At 71.2% G+C, this 14,655-nt stretch carries 13 protein-coding genes; 6 read left to right on the top strand and 7 right to left on the bottom strand.

Features of this window, described 5'->3' with window-relative positions; translation table 11 throughout:
- Positions 1-8: 8 nt before the first annotated feature.
- Together Adu01nite_RS40940 and Adu01nite_RS40935 are read right to left on the bottom strand one after the other, a co-directional pair.
- Entirely contained in the window at positions 9-785 is a 777-nt protein-coding gene (locus Adu01nite_RS40940; protein WP_203734744.1) for an SDR family oxidoreductase, read from the bottom strand.
- A 3-nt stretch (positions 786-788) separates the two neighbouring features.
- Positions 789-1,946 (bottom strand): hypothetical protein, encoded by a 1,158-nt coding sequence (locus Adu01nite_RS40935; RefSeq protein WP_203734743.1) that lies wholly within the window; start codon positions 1,944-1,946, stop codon positions 789-791.
- A gap of 63 nt (positions 1,947-2,009) precedes the next feature.
- Here Adu01nite_RS40935 and Adu01nite_RS40930 point away from each other — a divergent pair, with 63 nt between their 5' ends.
- Together Adu01nite_RS40930 and Adu01nite_RS40925 are read left to right on the top strand one after the other, a co-directional pair.
- Entirely contained in the window at positions 2,010-3,008 is a 999-nt protein-coding gene (locus Adu01nite_RS40930; protein ID WP_239133096.1) for an alcohol dehydrogenase catalytic domain-containing protein, read from the top strand.
- A 91-nt stretch (positions 3,009-3,099) separates the two neighbouring features.
- Positions 3,100-4,254, top strand: coding sequence for an FAD-dependent monooxygenase (locus tag Adu01nite_RS40925; protein ID WP_203734742.1), 1,155 nt, complete (start codon positions 3,100-3,102; stop codon positions 4,252-4,254).
- 161 nt (positions 4,255-4,415) lie between these two features.
- Here Adu01nite_RS40925 and Adu01nite_RS40920 read toward each other — a convergent pair whose 3' ends face one another.
- Genes Adu01nite_RS40920 through Adu01nite_RS40910 form a run of 3 tightly spaced genes read right to left on the bottom strand, consistent with a single transcriptional unit; the run spans position 4,416 to position 7,748 of the window.
- Positions 4,416-5,033, bottom strand: a complete 618-nt coding sequence (locus tag Adu01nite_RS40920) for a DedA family protein (protein WP_203734741.1) — start codon at positions 5,031-5,033, stop codon at positions 4,416-4,418.
- A gap of 44 nt (positions 5,034-5,077) precedes the next feature.
- Positions 5,078-6,172: an NAD(P)H-dependent flavin oxidoreductase gene (locus Adu01nite_RS40915; RefSeq protein ID WP_203734740.1), complete on the bottom strand. Its 1,095-nt coding sequence runs from the start codon at positions 6,170-6,172 to the stop codon at positions 5,078-5,080.
- Positions 6,162-7,748 (bottom strand): acyl-CoA synthetase, encoded by a 1,587-nt coding sequence (locus Adu01nite_RS40910; RefSeq protein ID WP_203734739.1) that lies wholly within the window; start codon positions 7,746-7,748, stop codon positions 6,162-6,164. Before Adu01nite_RS40910 ends, Adu01nite_RS40915 begins: the two co-directional genes overlap by 11 nt.
- A 61-nt stretch (positions 7,749-7,809) precedes the next feature.
- Here Adu01nite_RS40910 and Adu01nite_RS40905 point away from each other — a divergent pair, with 61 nt between their 5' ends.
- On the top strand, positions 7,810-8,601 hold the full coding sequence (locus Adu01nite_RS40905) for a crotonase/enoyl-CoA hydratase family protein (RefSeq protein WP_203734738.1): 792 nt from the start codon (positions 7,810-7,812) through the stop codon (positions 8,599-8,601).
- Here the strand turns inward: Adu01nite_RS40905 and Adu01nite_RS40900 are convergent.
- On the bottom strand, positions 8,598-10,121 hold the full coding sequence (locus tag Adu01nite_RS40900; RefSeq protein WP_203734737.1) for an acyl-CoA synthetase: 1,524 nt from the start codon (positions 10,119-10,121) through the stop codon (positions 8,598-8,600). The two genes, Adu01nite_RS40905 and Adu01nite_RS40900, sit on opposite strands and share 4 nt — an antisense overlap.
- 81 nt (positions 10,122-10,202) lie before the next feature.
- Between Adu01nite_RS40900 and Adu01nite_RS40895 the strand changes: the two genes are divergently transcribed.
- Genes Adu01nite_RS40895 through Adu01nite_RS40885 form a run of 3 tightly spaced genes read left to right on the top strand, consistent with a single transcriptional unit; the run spans position 10,203 to position 13,383 of the window.
- Positions 10,203-11,153, top strand: coding sequence for a Zn-ribbon domain-containing OB-fold protein (locus Adu01nite_RS40895; protein ID WP_203734794.1), 951 nt, complete (start codon positions 10,203-10,205; stop codon positions 11,151-11,153).
- Complete coding sequence (locus tag Adu01nite_RS40890; RefSeq protein ID WP_203734736.1) at positions 11,150-12,223, top strand: thiolase family protein; 1,074 nt, start codon at positions 11,150-11,152, stop codon at positions 12,221-12,223. The genes Adu01nite_RS40895 and Adu01nite_RS40890 overlap by 4 nt, the downstream gene beginning before the upstream one ends.
- Entirely contained in the window at positions 12,220-13,383 is a 1,164-nt protein-coding gene (locus Adu01nite_RS40885) for a thiolase family protein (protein WP_203734735.1), read from the top strand. The genes Adu01nite_RS40890 and Adu01nite_RS40885 overlap by 4 nt, the downstream gene beginning before the upstream one ends.
- Here the strand turns inward: Adu01nite_RS40885 and Adu01nite_RS40880 are convergent.
- Complete coding sequence (locus Adu01nite_RS40880; protein WP_203734734.1) at positions 13,355-14,584, bottom strand: cytochrome P450; 1,230 nt, start codon at positions 14,582-14,584, stop codon at positions 13,355-13,357. The two genes, Adu01nite_RS40885 and Adu01nite_RS40880, sit on opposite strands and share 29 nt — an antisense overlap.
- Positions 14,585-14,655: the final 71 nt, after the last annotated feature.

Raw genomic sequence — 14,655 nt, 5'->3', positions numbered from 1 at the left:
GAAACCCCTCAGTGGTGGAATTCGCCGCAGTTGACGTCGAGGCACTGCCCGGTGATGCCGCGAGCCAGCCCCGAGCAGAGGAACAGCACGGCGTCGGCGACCTCGTCCGGCTCGGGCAGCCGCCGCAGGTCGGTGGTGGCCGCGACCTCGTCGTAGATCTCCTGGGCCGGCACCCCGCGCTGCGCGGCCTGGTAGTCGAACCACATCCGCAGGCTGTCCGCCCAGATCCAGCCGGGCGCCACCGAGTTGACCCGCACCCCTTTCGGCCCGAGCTCGCTGGCCAGGTTCTGTGCGACCGCGAGGAGCCCGGCCTTGGCCAGCTTGTACGGCCCGAACGGCTTCCGCGAGTGCCGCAGCACCGCCGAGTTGACCATGACCACCGACCCGCCCGACGCGACGAGAGCGGGGGTGAGCAGCCGGGTGAGGCGCAGCGCGGCGAGGACGTTGATGTCGAAGTTGGACCGCAGGTCGTCGAGGTCGACCTTGCCGAGGCTGCGCATCGGCGGCATCGCGAACGCGTTGTTGACCAGCGCGTCGACTCGCCCGAACACGTCGAGCGCGACCCGCACGAGCCCGGCGGTGGAGTCGTCGTCGGCAAGATCGGTGGGCACCGCGAGGGCTCGGCGCCCGGCCGCGGTCACCTTCCCGGCGACCTCGGCGAGATACGACTCGGTGCGGGCGGCGAGGACCACGTCGGCGCCGGCCTGCGCGGCCCGCACCGCGACCGCCTGCCCCAGGCCCGGGCCGACCCCGGCCACCACCACGACCTTCTCGGCGAGCAGCACGGCTCAGCCCAGCATCCGGGCAGCGGTCGCCGCCTGCCGGGCGGCAATCCGGTCCCGCCACACGGCCGGATCGATCGGCTCGTAGTAGGGCAACTGCTTCGGCAGGTCGTCGACGGCGACCACGTCCACTCGCGGCCCGTCCGCCGCGGTCAGCGCCCGCGACAGCCGCTGCCAGCGCAGCTGCACATAGCCGCGGTCGTGCCCGGTGCGCTCGATCCAGTTGGCCACGCCCGGGTCGCGCTCGCTGATCACATAGCGGATCAGGCCGTCCGGGTCGACCCTGGCCTGCGGCACGGTGAGGCTGGTCTGGTGGTTGATGTAGTCCAGCGACACATACCACATCGTGCCGAGCTGAAGCCCCTGGTAGGGCGCGTCGGAGACCGGCACGGTGACCACCATGGCCTGGTCGTCGCTGAGCTCGTAGTGCCCGGCCGACGAGTATTGGGTGGCCAGCCCGCCGGGCGTGAGCCGCGGCGCGGTCAGCGTGTTGACCGGCAGGTGGAGATAGAAGCGCTCGGCGAACGCCAGGAACGTGCGGATCCGCCCGACCAGCATCTTGCCGGCCACGGCGTACCTCCTGGTCAGATTTTCCTGGGTCAGCGAAGGCGGCGCCGCACCGAGACGATCGGCGCGATGGATGCGCAGCATCCCGGGTCGTTCGGCGGCCCAGTCGCTGAACACCTCGCGCACCACGAGCATCGCCGAGCCGGGCGCGAGCGAGAACGCGTTGCGCCCGGACAGCCCCGGCCCGAAGCGGATCTCGAAATCCCCGTCCGGCCCGATGTCGATCTCCCGATCGTCGAACGCGGCGAGACTCCCCGGCACGTTGACCGGCGAGTAGGAGCCGTCGAGGATCTGAAAACTCAGGTCGGTCGTGCTGCCCCGCCGCCCGGTCACGACGTATTCGGCGTCGTCGCGCAGCCACGCATGAAAGTAGAGCGTGTCCGGATTATCCAAACCCATTTTTGTGTACGGGCCGGTAGAGCGCACGAAATACGGAAAATCACGGTCGTACGCCCAGGCCATCTGGATCGAGGCCCGGATGCCGCCGGCCAGGTAGTCGTAACCCTCGACCAGATCCTGTTCGCCCCGGATGTGCGGAGCGGCGGCGACCACGTGTTCGGCTTCGGCGATGGCGTCGGCGAGCGGCTGAGTAAGCACACCTCATGCTAGAACGTGTTCTACCTCTTGACCACCGGTAGAACACGTTCCAATCTGGTTGCCATGCGGGCTTACCGGATGACCAGCTGGGGATCGCCACCGGAGCACGTCGAGGTGCCGGAGCCGGAGCCCGGGCCCGGGCAGGTCCTGATCCGGGTGGCCGGCTGCGGCCTGTGCCGGTCCGACCTGACCATGCGCCAGATGCCGAAGCCGGTCGGCGAGCGGCTCGGCTGGCGGATGCCGTTCACCCTCGGCCACGAGACGGCCGGCTGGGTGGCCGCGACCGGCCCCGGCGTCACCGGCCTGGACGTGGGCGCCCCGGTCGCGCTGACCCCGGCCGACTCGTGCGGCACGTGCTGGTTCTGCCTGCGCGGCCTGGACAACAGCTGCCCGGCCGCGCTGACCGGCCGCGGCTACGGACGCGACGGCGGCCTCGCCGAGTTCGTGCTGACCGGCCTGCGCGGGGTGCTGCCGCTGGCCGGGCTCGATCCACGGCACGCCGGCCCGCTGACCGACGCGGGCGCCACCGCCTACCACGCGGTCCGGCGGGCGCTGCCGCGGATCGCGCCCGGCGGCACCGTGGCGGTGCTCGGCGCGGGCGGGCTGGGCGCGTTCGCGGTGCAGTTCCTGCGGGTGCTGACCGCGGCCCGGGTGGTGGCGGTCGACATCGACCCGGCGCGGCTGGCCTACGCCGAGTCGGTGGGCGCCCACGAGGTGCAGACCAGCTTGGACCGGAAGAGGCTGGACGCCGTCCTTGATTTCGTCGGCACCGACGCGACGATCGCAGGCGGTCTCGCTGCGCTCCGGCCGGGCGGCGCGTTCGGCCTGATCGGGTCGGCCGGCGGGCGGCTGGAGCGACCCTGGTTCGGCTCGCTCCCCCGCGACGGCGAGGTCTACACGTTCCAGGGGTCGACGATCGCCGACGCGCAGGAGGTCATCGCCCTGGCCGAGGCCGGCCTGATCCGCAACCAGGTCGACGAGTTCGCGTTCGAGAAGGCCGCCGAGGCGTACGAGCGGCTGGCCGCCGGCACCCTGACCGGCCGGGCAGTCGTACTCCTCTAGGGTTTTCGGGTGTCGACCCTCCTCGACCGATGAGAAGCTGCGCTTCGTGAAGTCAATCCATGCGAGAGAAGACTGAACGAGTGGAGCAATGATGAGCAACGTCAGGGTGCTGGTGTCCGGGGCGAGCATCGCGGGGCCGGCGCTGGCCCACTGGCTGCACCGCCGCGGCGCCGAGGTGACCGTGGTGGAGCAGGCGGACGGGTTGCGGCCGGGCGGCCAGGCGGTCGACGCCCGCGGCGTGGCCAAGGAGGCCATCCGGCGGATGGGCCTGGACGCGGCGATCCGCGCGGTGTGCACCGACACCCAGGGCGCCTACACGGTCGACGCGGCCGGGACCGTGCTGGAGACCTTCGCCGCCGACGAGAACGACGGCGACGGGTACATCTCCGAGATCGAGGTGCTGCGCGGCGACTTCAGCCGTGTCCTGTACGACGACACCCGCGAGAACGTCGAGTACGTCTTCGGCGACCGGATCGCCGAGCTCACCCAGGACGCGGACGGCGTCGACGTCACCTTCGCGAGCGGTAACCGGCGGCGCTTCGAGCTCGTGATCGGCGCCGACGGGCTGCACTCGGCGCTGCGTTCGATGGTCTTCGGGCCGCGCGAGCAGTTCGTCCGGCACCTCGGGCTGGTGCTCGCCTTCTACACCGTGCCGAACGAGTTCGGCCTCGACCGCTGGCTGCTCGACTATCACGAGGCCGGCCGCTCGGCCGGGCTGCGGCCGTTGCCCGGCGGCGACCAGGCGATCGCCATGCTGTCGTTCCCCGCCGCCGAGTTCGAGGTGGGCTACCGCGACGTCGACGCCCAGAAGCGGCTGCTGCGCGAGCAGATGGCCGGCGTCGGCTGGGAGACCGGGCGCATCCTCGCGCACCTGGACGACACCCCGGACTTCTATCTCGACCAGGTCGCCCAGGTGGTGATGGAGCGCTGGTCGAGCGGCCGGGTGGGCCTGCTCGGCGACGCGGCGTTCAGCGCCTCCCCGATGTCCGGCGCCGGCACCGGGCTGGCCCTGGTCGGCGCCTACATGCTGGCCGGCGAGCTCGCCGCCGCCGACTGGGACCCGGCGGCCGGGTTCGCCGGCTACGAGAAGCGGATGCGCGATTACGTCGAGGCCAACCAGGAGATCGGCCGGATGCACGTCCAGATGCTCACCGCCCCGGAAGCCGCCCCGGCCGAGCCCGACATGGACGCCATCACCGCCTTGATCGAGCGCGCCGTCACCGGCCCCGAGCTGCCCGACTACTAGGCCCTGTTTCGTAGTCCGGCCAAGTGCGAGGCGAGGTCCAGAGTGTGTCTGGCATCGTCGGCGAAATGTCCGCATACCGGTGTTGTATTCGGGCATTTCGCCGACGCTGTCAGGCGCGCTCTGGGCCTCTCCGCAGCCCTGGCCGGACTACGAAACAGGGCCTAGTGCACTTCCGCCAGCTCGACCATCTCGTCGAGCACGGGGGCCGGCCGGAGCATCAGGCGCAGGCGCTTGACGGCCGAGTGCAGGCCGGCCAGCACGAAGCCGAGGGCGATGCCGAACGCGGCGGCCAGCAGCGGCGAGTCGGCGAACGCCATCCCGCCGATCCGGCCGAGGCCGATCGAGTAGGCCGCCCACAGCACACTGGACACCACGCTGGCCAGGTAGAACGGGCCGAACCGCAGCCCGACCGAGCCGGCCGTCAGGGTGGTGGCGGTCCGCCCGTACGGGATGAACCGGCCGATCACGATGGCGGCCGCACCCTGCCGGAGCAGGGCCTGCTCGGCCTTCGCCTTGGCCGCGGCGAGCTTGCCCTTCTTGATCCGGGCGCTCGCCTTGGCGCCGACGTAGTAGGAGATCCGGTCGCCGGCCGTGCCGCCGGCGACCGCGGCCAGCGCGAGCACGGCGAGATTGGGCTCGCCGGTCGTCGAGATCGCGCCGAGGGCGATGATGATCGCCTCGGACATGGCGACCGGGACGAAGCCGTCGACCGCCACCAACAGGAAAATGATCACGTACAGCCACGGCGACGAGATCAGCGGCAGCACGTAATCCAGCACCCGTGCATGATGCAGGTCACCGTCAACTGGATCAAGTCACGGTTCTAGACGAGCTTCCCCAATCGGGTCAGTGTTTCGTCGGCCTCGGTGACCAGGTCGGACAAGACGTCGGCTACCGGGCGGATCTCGTTCATACGCCCCACGATCTGACCAACCGGCATCGGCACCACGGTCGGATCGCCGGACTCCATCAGCCGGGTGTGCGCCTCCGCGACCAGCAGATTCTGCAGCGGCATCGGCAGCGGACCGGGCGCGTCGGCCTCGTTCCACGCCTCGGTCCAGCGGTTCCGCAGCAGCCGGGCCGGCTTCCCCGAATAGATCCGGCTGCGGACCGTGTCGCTCGACCGGGCCCGCAGCAGCGCCTCGCGCAGGGCGGCCGACGTCTGGTACTCCGCGGTACCCAGCCACACCGAGCCCATCCACACGCCGCGCGCACCGAGCGCCAGCGCGGCGGCGATCTGCCGGCCGCTGCCGATGCCGCCCGCGGCCAGCACCGGCACCTGCTCGCCCACCGCGTCGACCACCTCGGGGACCAGAACCATGCTGGCGATCTCGCCGGTGTGCCCGCCGGCCTCGTAGCCCTGGGCCACCACCAGGTCGACGCCGCCCGCCACGTGGCTGCGGGCGTGGTCGGCCCGGCCGGCCAGGGCGGCCACCAGCAGGCCGTGCTCGTGGGCCTGGGCGATCACGTCGGCCGGCGGCGGGCCGAGCGCGTTCGCGATCAGCCGCGGCCGGTGGGTCAGCGCCACCTCGACGTGCGCGCGGGCCACCGAGTGCAGCCAGCCCAGCACGCCGGCCCGGCGCGACTCGTCGACGCCGAGCGGGGGCACGCCGAGGCGCAGCAGGGTGCGCTCGACGAAGTCGCGGTGCCCGGCCGGGATCAGCTTGTCGAGGTCGGTGGCCACCCCCTCGGTCGGTTCGTGGCTGGGCATGACCACGTCCACCCCGTACGGCCGGCCGTCGGTCTGCTCGTCGAGCCAGGTGAGCGCCGCGTCGAGCTCGTCGGGGTCGTTGTAGCGCACGCAGCCCAGCACGCCCAGGCCGCCGGCCCGGCTGATCGCCGCGACCACCTGCTCGGACGGGCTGAAGCCGACGATCGGGTACTCGATGCCGAGCCGTTCGCACAGCTCAGTCCGCATGGCTGACCTCCTCGGCCGGATGCTCGACGGCGTGCCGGTGGGCCCACCGGTAGTCCGCCTTGCCGCTGATCGTGCGGGCGATCTCGGGCACCAGCCAGACCGCGCGGGGCACCTTGTAGCCGGCGATCCGCTCGCGCAGGTGCTCCTCGACCGCGGCCAGGTCGAGCTCGGCGCCCGGCCGGGCCTGGACCAGCGCCGCCACCCGCTGCCCGAGCCGGTCGTCGGGGATGCCGATGACCAGCGCGTCGAAGACGTCCGGGTGGTCCTTCAGGGCGCCCTCGACCTCCTCCGGGAAGACCTTCTCGCCGCCGGTGTTCACGCAGGTGCTGCCCCGGCCGAGCAGGGTGATGGTGCCGTCCTCCTCGAGCCGGGCCAGGTCGCCGGGCAGCGCGTAGCGCACGCCGTCGATCTCGGTGAGCAGCGCGGCGGTCTTGACCGGGTCCTTGTAGTAGCCGAGCGGGAGGTGGCCGCTCTTGGCGAGCCGGCCGACCTCGCCGGGCGCCACCGGGCGGCCGTCGTCGCCGAGCACCACCGTGGTCGGGCCGGGCATCACCCGCGGGTCGTCGAGCGCGCCGCCGGGCACGTCGGCGACCACGCCGAGGCCGGTGAAGCCGGTCTCGGACGCGCCGACCGCGTCGGTGACCAGGATGCCCGGCAGCAGCTCGGTGTACTGCCGTTTGACCACCGGCGAGAACAGGGCCCCGCTGGAGGAGACCGCACCGACCGAGGAGCCGTCGTGGCCGCCGGCCGCGTACGCCTCGATGATCGGGCGGGCCATCGCATCGCCGATCAGCACCACGACGTTGACCCGGTGCCGGTCGATGGTGCGCCACACCTCGTCCGGGTCGAAGTGCGGCAGCATCACCACGGTGTCGCCGGCGAACAGCGCCATCAGCGCGGCCCACTGCGCGTTGCCGTGGATGAGCGGGGCCAGGCAGAGCCGCACCATCGGGGCGGCGCCGACGCCGCGCGCCGACTGCTGCCACTCGTCCTCCAGGGGGATGCCGGTCATGAAGTCGACGCCGCCGCCGAGCGCCCGCCACACGTCCTCGTGCCGCCAGATCACGCCCTTGGGGTAGCCGGTGGTGCCGCCGGTGTAGAGCAGGTAGAGGTCGTCGGCGGAGCGCGGGCCGAAGTCGCGGGCCGGATCGCCGGCGGCCAGGGCGTCGGCATAGGAGCCGGCGCCGGCGTCGTCCGGCAGGACCACCGTGGGCAGTCCGGGCGCGACCGCGGCGACCCGGGCGGTGAAGCGGCAGTCGTGGATGAGGGCGACGAGCTCGGCGTCGGCGAAGAGGAATTGCAACTCGTTCTCGACGTACCGGAAGTTGACGTTGACGACCGCGGCGCGCAGCTTGTAAACGGCGATCATGGCCACCACGGCCTCGATCGAGTTGCCGGCGTAGAGGCCGACGTGATCGCCCGGGCGAACCCCGCGATCATGCAGGAAATGAGCCAGCCGGTTGGCCCGCTCCTCCAGCTCGGCGTAGGTGATCTCCTGCTCGCCGAAGTAAACGGCCGGCCGGTCGGCGAAGGCGTCGACCGCATGCTCGAACAGGTCCGCAATATTTGCCGCCATCACCAGAAAGTAGAACCTGTTATCGTGCGTGACAAGCCCCAGAATCACCGCAGGAGGCACCGTGGGAGACACTGTGGACGCGCACGCCATCGTGGAGCAACGTGGCCCGATCCTGATCGTCACGATGAACCGGCCGCAGGTCCGCAACGCCCTGTCGGCCGAGATGATGGCCATCATGCGCGACGCGTGGGACCGGGTGGACGAGGATCCGGAGATCCGGGTCTGCGTGCTCACCGGGGCCGGCGGCGCGTTCTGCGCGGGCGCCGACCTCAAAGCGATGACTCAGTCGCATCCCGGCGACAACGTCAACGGCTCCGACCTGTCCCGGATCGACGCGCTGCTCAAGGGCCGGCGCCTGACGAAACCCCTGGTCGCCGCGGTGGAAGGACCGGCGGTCGCGGGCGGCACCGAGATCCTGCAGGCGACCGACGTACGGGTGGCGGGCGCGAGTGCCCGGTTCGCGGTCTCCGAGGCGCGCTGGGGTTTGTTCCCCCTGGGTGGCTCCGCCGTGCGTTTGGTGCGCCAGATCCCGTACACCATCGCGGTGGAAATGCTGTTGACCGGAAGGCAGCTGAGCGCCGCCGAAGCCCGGGACGCCGGCCTGATCGGTCATGTCGTGCCGGACGGCGAGGCGCTGGCGAAGGCCCTCGAGCTGGCCGGCGCGATCGCCGCGAACGGGCCGATCGCCGTGCAGGCCATCCTGCGTACCCTCCGGGAAACCGAAGGCATGGCCGAGAACGACGCGTTCGCCGTGGAGTCGCGGATCGGCATGGCGGTGTTCCGCAGCGACGACGCGAAGGAGGGCCCGCGCGCCTTCATCGAGAAGCGCACCCCGCACTTCCAGGGGCGTTAGATCGCGCGCTGCCGCCCGGCCCAATAGGGGTCGCGGAGGAGTCGCTTGTAGAGCTTGCCGTTCGGGTCGCGGGGCAACTCCTCGACGTAGTCGACGCTGCGCGGCAGCTTGAACTTGGCCAGCCGACCGGCCAGGAACGCCTGCAGCTCGGCGGTCAGCTCCGGCCCGGTCGGCACCCCCGGCTCCGGCTGCACCACCGCCTTGATCTCCTCGCCCCACTCCTCGTGCGGGATGCCGAAGACCGCGACGTCGGCGACCGCCGGGTGCTCGCTGAGCTCGCCCTCGATCTCGGCCGGATAGACGTTCACCCCGCCGGTGATGATCACGTCGCTCTTCCGGTCGCACAGGAACAGGTAGCCGTCGTCGTCGAGATAGCCGATGTCACCGACCGTGAACATCCGGCCCCGCCACGACTGCCGGGTCTTCTCCGCGTCACCCAGATATTCGAAGGTGGCGTCGCCCATCTGCAGGTAGACCGTCCCGGGCTGACCGGTCGCCGCGTCGTTGCCGTCCGGATCCAGCACCCGCACCCGCGAACCCGGCCAGGCCTGCCCGACCGAACCCGGCCGGTTGAGCCAGTCGGCCGCGGTGATCAGGGTGCCGCCACCCTCGCTGGCCGCGTAATACTCCACCACGACCGGCCCCCACCAACTGAGCATCCGGCGCTTGACCTCGTGCGGGCACGGCGCCGCGCCATGGATCATCACCCGCATCGAGGACAGGTCGTAGCCGGTGCGAACCTTCTCCGGCAGCGCGAGCAACCGCCGGAACTGGGTCGGCACCATGTGACTGTGGGTGACCCGATGCCGCTCGATGAGCCGCAGCATCTCGTGCGGATCCCACCGGTCCATCACCACCACCGGGTGTCCGAGCTGGAGCGAGATGACCGCGAAGTTCATCACCGCCGTGTGATAGAGCGGCGAGCAGCACAGATGCACATGCCCGTCCTCCGCCGTCAACCCGAAAAGCCCGAAAAACCATTGCGAGACTTGCGGTACGGCGTACGGGTCGGCACCGGTCAACGGCCGACGCACACCCTTGGGCCGCCCCGAGGTGCCCGAGGTGTAGACCATGAGGGCGCCGCTGGTCCGGTCGTGAAGTGGGCCGTCGAGCTCGGCGAGCGGCCGGAAGCCGGGCACCTCCCCGACCCCGAAGAGGTGCGGCACCTCCCCCGCTGAGGCCGCCGCCGTCTCCGCGAAGCGCTCGTGGGCGACGAACGCCTTGGCGCCGCTGTCCCGCAGGATGTAGGCGATCTCGGCCGCGGTGAGGTGCCAGTTGAGCGGCACCGAGTAGAGCCCGGTCTGCAGCGTCGCGAACTCGACCGCGAGCAGGTCGGCGCCGTTGGGCAGCAGCATCGCCACCGTGTCACCCGGCACCAGCCCGAGCGCCTGCAGCCCGCCGCCGATCCGATCGGCCTCGGCGGCCAGCTCCCCGTAGGTCACGACGCCACCGCCCGGGTCGACGACCGCGGTCCGCTCCGGATCCTGATGCGCGATGTTCCACAGTCCGATGCCGCTCATGACCGCCACTCTATAACGCGTTCTACTCGACGGGCACCTTTCGAGTGTGGGCCTTGATTCGCCTATTTAGAACGTGTTTCACTGGCGGGCGTGGATGTGCTCTCCGCTCCCCTGAACATCGGCTTCGACTACACCCGCTCGCTCGGCCCGGTGCTGGGCCGTTTCATGGCCGGCCTGCGCGACCGCCGGGTGCTGGGAAGCCGCTCCGCCGACGGCCGCATCCACGTGCCCCCACTCGAGTACGACCCGGCAACCCACGCCCCCTTGACCGACCTGGTCGAGGTGGCATCAACCGGCACCGTGCTCAGCTGGACCTGGACCGACCACCCCCTCGAAGGCCAGCCCCTCGACCGCCCGTTCGGCTGGGCGCTGATCCGCCTCGACGGCGCCGACACGGCAATGCTGCACGCGGTCGACGCGGGCACCCGCGACCGGATGCAGACCGGCATGCGAGTCCACATCCGCTGGTCCCCCGAGCGAACGGGCCACATCCGCGACATCGAGTGCTTCGAGCCCGGCTCGGCGGCGCCGGTGCCTCCGTCAGCGGACACCGGCGAGCCGGTCACGATCATGACGACGCCGATCCGGCTGTCCTACACGCACACCACCTCGACCGACGAGAGCCGTTACCTGCGCGCCCTGGCCGAGGGGCGGCTGCTCGGGCAGCGATGCCCGGTCTGCCACAAGGTCTACGTCCCGCCCCGGGTCTGCCCCGCCGACGGAGTACCGACCGAGGAGGAGGTGCCGGTCCGCGACCACGGCACGGTCACCACGTTCTGCGTGGTCAACGTGCCGTTCCCCGGCCAGCGCCTCGACCCGCCGTACGTGGTCGCCCAGATCCTGCTCGACGGCGCCGACATCCCCATCCCCCACTTCGTCATCGGCGACGCCGGCCAGGTGCGGATGGGCATGCGGGTGGCCGCGGTCTGGCGCCCCCCGGAGGACTGGACCACCACCCCGGAGAACATCGTCCACTTCCGCCCGACCGGCGAACCCGACGCGCCCTACGAGTCTTTCGAGGAGCACCTATGAGCACGCCGCGGGTCGCGGTCGTGGGTTTCGCTCAGGCTCCCAATCTGGCCTCGGCCGGGACCACCAGCGGCGTGGAGACGCTCGTTCCGGTCTTCCGGCAAGCCCTCGCGAACGCCGGGCTCGACCGGCGGGACGTCGACTTCTGGTGCTCCGGCTCGTCGGACTATCTCGCCGGGCGGGCGTTCTCCTTCGTCAACGCGGTCGACGCGATCGGGGCATACCCGCCGATCTGCGAGTCGCACGTGGAGATGGACGCGGCCTGGGCGTTCTACGAGGCGTACGTGAAGATCCTCGCCGGTGAGGCGGAGACCGCTCTGGTCTACGGCTTCGGCAAGTCGTCGGCCGGGCTGCTGCGCCGGGTCCTCGCCCTGCAGCTCGACCCCTACGTGGTCGCGCCGCTCTGGCCCGACTCGGTGAGCGTCGCCGCGCTGCAGGCCCGGCTCGCGCTCGACGCCGGCATCATCACCGAGAAGGCGATGGCCGAGGTGGCGGCCCGCAGCCGCGCCGATGCGGCCGACAATCCGTATGCCCAGGTCCGCGGTCCCGTCGACACCGACGCGCCCTATCTCGCCGACCCGCTCCGCGTGCATGACTGCGCCCCGGTTTCGGATGGCGCCGCCGCGCTGGTCCTCGCGTCCGGCGATTGCGCCCTCGCCGCCCCGCAGCGGGCCTGGATCACCGGCGTGGCGCACCGGATCGACCCGCAGGGCCTCGGCGAGCGCGACCTCACGACCGTGCCGTCGGCCACCGCCGCGGCCGAAGCGGCGGGCCTGCCCGACGACCTCGACGTCGCCGAGTTGCACGCCCCGTTCACCCACCAGGAGCTGCTGCTACGCGCCGCGCTCGGCCTGCGCGACCGGGTCAGGATCAACCCGTCCGGCGGGGCGCTCTGCGGCAACCCGATGTTCTCGGCCGGCCTGGCCCGGATCGGCGCGGCCGCCGAGCAGGTGATGTCCGGCCGCGCCCGCCGTGCCCTAGGCCACGCCACCAGCGGCCCGGCGCTACAGCAAAACCTGATCTGCGTGCTGGACGCGGAAACCCACGAGGCGGAAGGTCGGGAGGCGGAGTGATGCGAGCGGCCGTCCTTGGCACCGGGCAGACGCACCACCGGACCCGGCGCACCGACGTGTCGATGGCTGGGCTGTGCCGCGAAGCCATCGACCGGGCCCTTGCGGACGCCGGCGTCGACTGGTCGCAGATCGACGCGGTGGTTCTCGGGAAGGCGCCCGATCTCTTCGAGGGCGTGATGATGCCCGAGCTCTTCCTCGCCGACGCGATCGGGGCCGCCGGTCGCCCGCTGCTGCGGGTGCACACGGCCGGCTCCGTCGGCGGCGCCACCGCGAACGTCGCGACCAGCCTCGTCCGCGCGGGGGTGCACCGCCGGGTGCTGGCGGTGGCGTTCGAGAAGCAGTCGGAATCCAACGCCATGTGGGCGCTGTCGATCCAGCCGCCCTTCACCGCGCCGATCGGCGCCGGCGCGGGCGGCTACTTCGCGCCGCACATCCGCGCCTACATCCGGCGTTCACACGCGCCCGGGCACATCGGCGCCCTGGTCGCGGTGAAGGACCGGCGAAACGGCGCCCGCAACCCCTACGCCCATCTGCGCCAGCCGGACATCACCCTCGAGTCGGTGCAGGCGTCCAAGATGTTGTGGGATCCGATCCGCTACGACGAGACCTGTCCGTCGTCCGACGGCGCGTGTGCGGTGGTGATCGGCGACCAGGCCGCGGCCGAGGCCTCCACCAGGAAGGTCGCCTGGATCCGGGCGACCGCGATGCGCACCGAGCCGACCTTCTTCGCCGGCAAGGACCACGTCAACCCGCGAGCGGGCGCCGAGGCGGCCCGGGCGCTGTGGCAGGCGGCCGGCATCACCGACCCGCTCGACCAGGTGGACGTCGCCGAGATCTACGTGCCGTTCAGCTGGTTCGAGCCGATGTGGCTGGAGAACCTGGGCTTCGCCGAGGCCGGGCACGGCTGGAAGCTTGTCGAGTCGGGCGAGACCGCGCTCGGCGGGCGGCTGCCGGTCAACCCATCAGGCGGGGTGCTGTGCTCCAACCCGATCGGCGCCTCCGGCATGCTGCGGTTCGCCGAAGCGGCCATGCAGGTGATGGGCCGGGCCGGCGAGCACCAGGTTGCCGGGGCTCGCACGGCGCTCGGTCACGCGTACGGCGGAGGATCTCAATTCTTTTCGATGTGGGTGGTCAGCGATACCGCACCGGCAAGTGTTTGATGCTGTTGAGCCAGCCGGACCGCAACCGCTCGGGTGTGCCGTCCAGGGTGATCGCCGGCATGTGATCGGCTATCGCGTTGAAGATCAGGTCGATTTCGAGGCGGGCGAGGTTGGCGCCGAGGCAGAAGTGCGCACCACTGCCGCCGAAACCGAGGTGCGGGTTGGGGCTGCGGCTGATGTCGAAGCGCTCCGGCGAGTCGAAGACGGCCTCGTCGAAGTTGGCCGAACCGTAGAAGAGGGCGACCCGATCGCCCTTGCGGATCTGCTGCCCGCCGAGCTCGGTGTCACGGGTCGCGGTGCGCTGGAAGACGTTGACCGGGGTGCCCCAGCGGACGATCTCGTCGACGGCGGTGCGCGGCCGGTTCTCCTTCCAGAACGCCCACTGGTCGGGGTGTTCGAGCAGGGCGAGCATGCCGTGCGCGATGGCGTTGCGGGTGGTCTCGTTGCCGGCGACGGCGAGCATCAGCACGAAGAAGCCGAACTCGTCGGAGGACAGGTGCTCGCCGCCGATCTCGGCCTGCACCAGGGTGGACACGATGTCGTCGCGCGGGCACGCCTGCCGGTCCTCGGCCATCTTCATCGCGTAGCCGAGCAGCTCCATGGCCGGTTCCATCGGGTCGGCGGCCTCGCTGTACTCCGGGTCGTCGTAGCCGATCATCGAGTTCGACCAGTCGAAGACGTTGCGGCGGTCCTCCTGCGGCACGCCGAGCAGCTCGGCGATGGCCTGCAGCGGCAGCTCGCAGGCGATCTCGGTGACGAAGTCACCGCTCTGCCCTCCCGTTTCCCGGACGATTCGCTCGGCCCGGGTGGTGAGCGCCGTGCGCAGGCTGTTGATCGCCCGTGGGGTGAAGCCGCGGGACACGATCGCGCGCTGCGCCGTGTGCTCGGGCGGGTCCATGTTGAGCAGCACATACCGCTGCATCTCGATCCGGTCCCGCGGCATGCCCGCCTGGAACCGGACGATCGCGGTGTTCTCCCAGCTGGAGAACGTCTCGCTGTCGCGGGACACGGCCATCACGTCGGCGTGCCGGGTGACCGCCCAATAGCCGTCGTCGTCGAAGCCGGCGCTGCCACGCTCCTGCGGGATCCACCAGACCGGGGCGTTGCGGCGCATCTCGGCGAACTCGGCGTGCGGAATCCCGTGGACGTAGATCTCCGGGTCGGTGAAGTCAAAACCGCTGGGGATACGGGGCTCAGCCACGACTCCTCCTAGAAACAAGTTCTACCGATTCAAACACGCCTGGCACGTACGACGGTAGCTTGAGATGAGAA

The sequence above is a fragment of the Paractinoplanes durhamensis genome (assembly GCF_016862175.1).
Lineage (GTDB): Bacteria > Actinomycetota > Actinomycetes > Mycobacteriales > Micromonosporaceae > Actinoplanes > Actinoplanes durhamensis.
The sequence above is the reverse complement of the archived record's forward strand: the minus strand, read 5'-3'. Positions and strand labels throughout refer to the sequence as shown.

What these genes read in the sequence shown, in the direction of transcription:
- Adu01nite_RS40930 (WP_239133096.1), top strand. Translation starts at nt 2,010, where the DNA reads ATGCGGGCTTACCGGATGACCAGCTGGGGATCGCCACCGGAGCACGTC.
- Adu01nite_RS40925 (WP_203734742.1), top strand. Translation starts at nt 3,100, where the DNA reads ATGAGCAACGTCAGGGTGCTGGTGTCCGGGGCGAGCATCGCGGGGCCG.
- Adu01nite_RS40915 (WP_203734740.1), bottom strand. Translation starts at nt 6,172, where the DNA reads ATGCGGACTGAGCTGTGCGAACGGCTCGGCATCGAGTACCCGATCGTC.
- Adu01nite_RS40910 (WP_203734739.1), bottom strand. Translation starts at nt 7,748, where the DNA reads ATGGCGGCAAATATTGCGGACCTGTTCGAGCATGCGGTCGACGCCTTC.
- Adu01nite_RS40900 (WP_203734737.1), bottom strand. Translation starts at nt 10,121, where the DNA reads ATGAGCGGCATCGGACTGTGGAACATCGCGCATCAGGATCCGGAGCGG.
- Adu01nite_RS40890 (WP_203734736.1), top strand. Translation starts at nt 11,150, where the DNA reads ATGAGCACGCCGCGGGTCGCGGTCGTGGGTTTCGCTCAGGCTCCCAAT.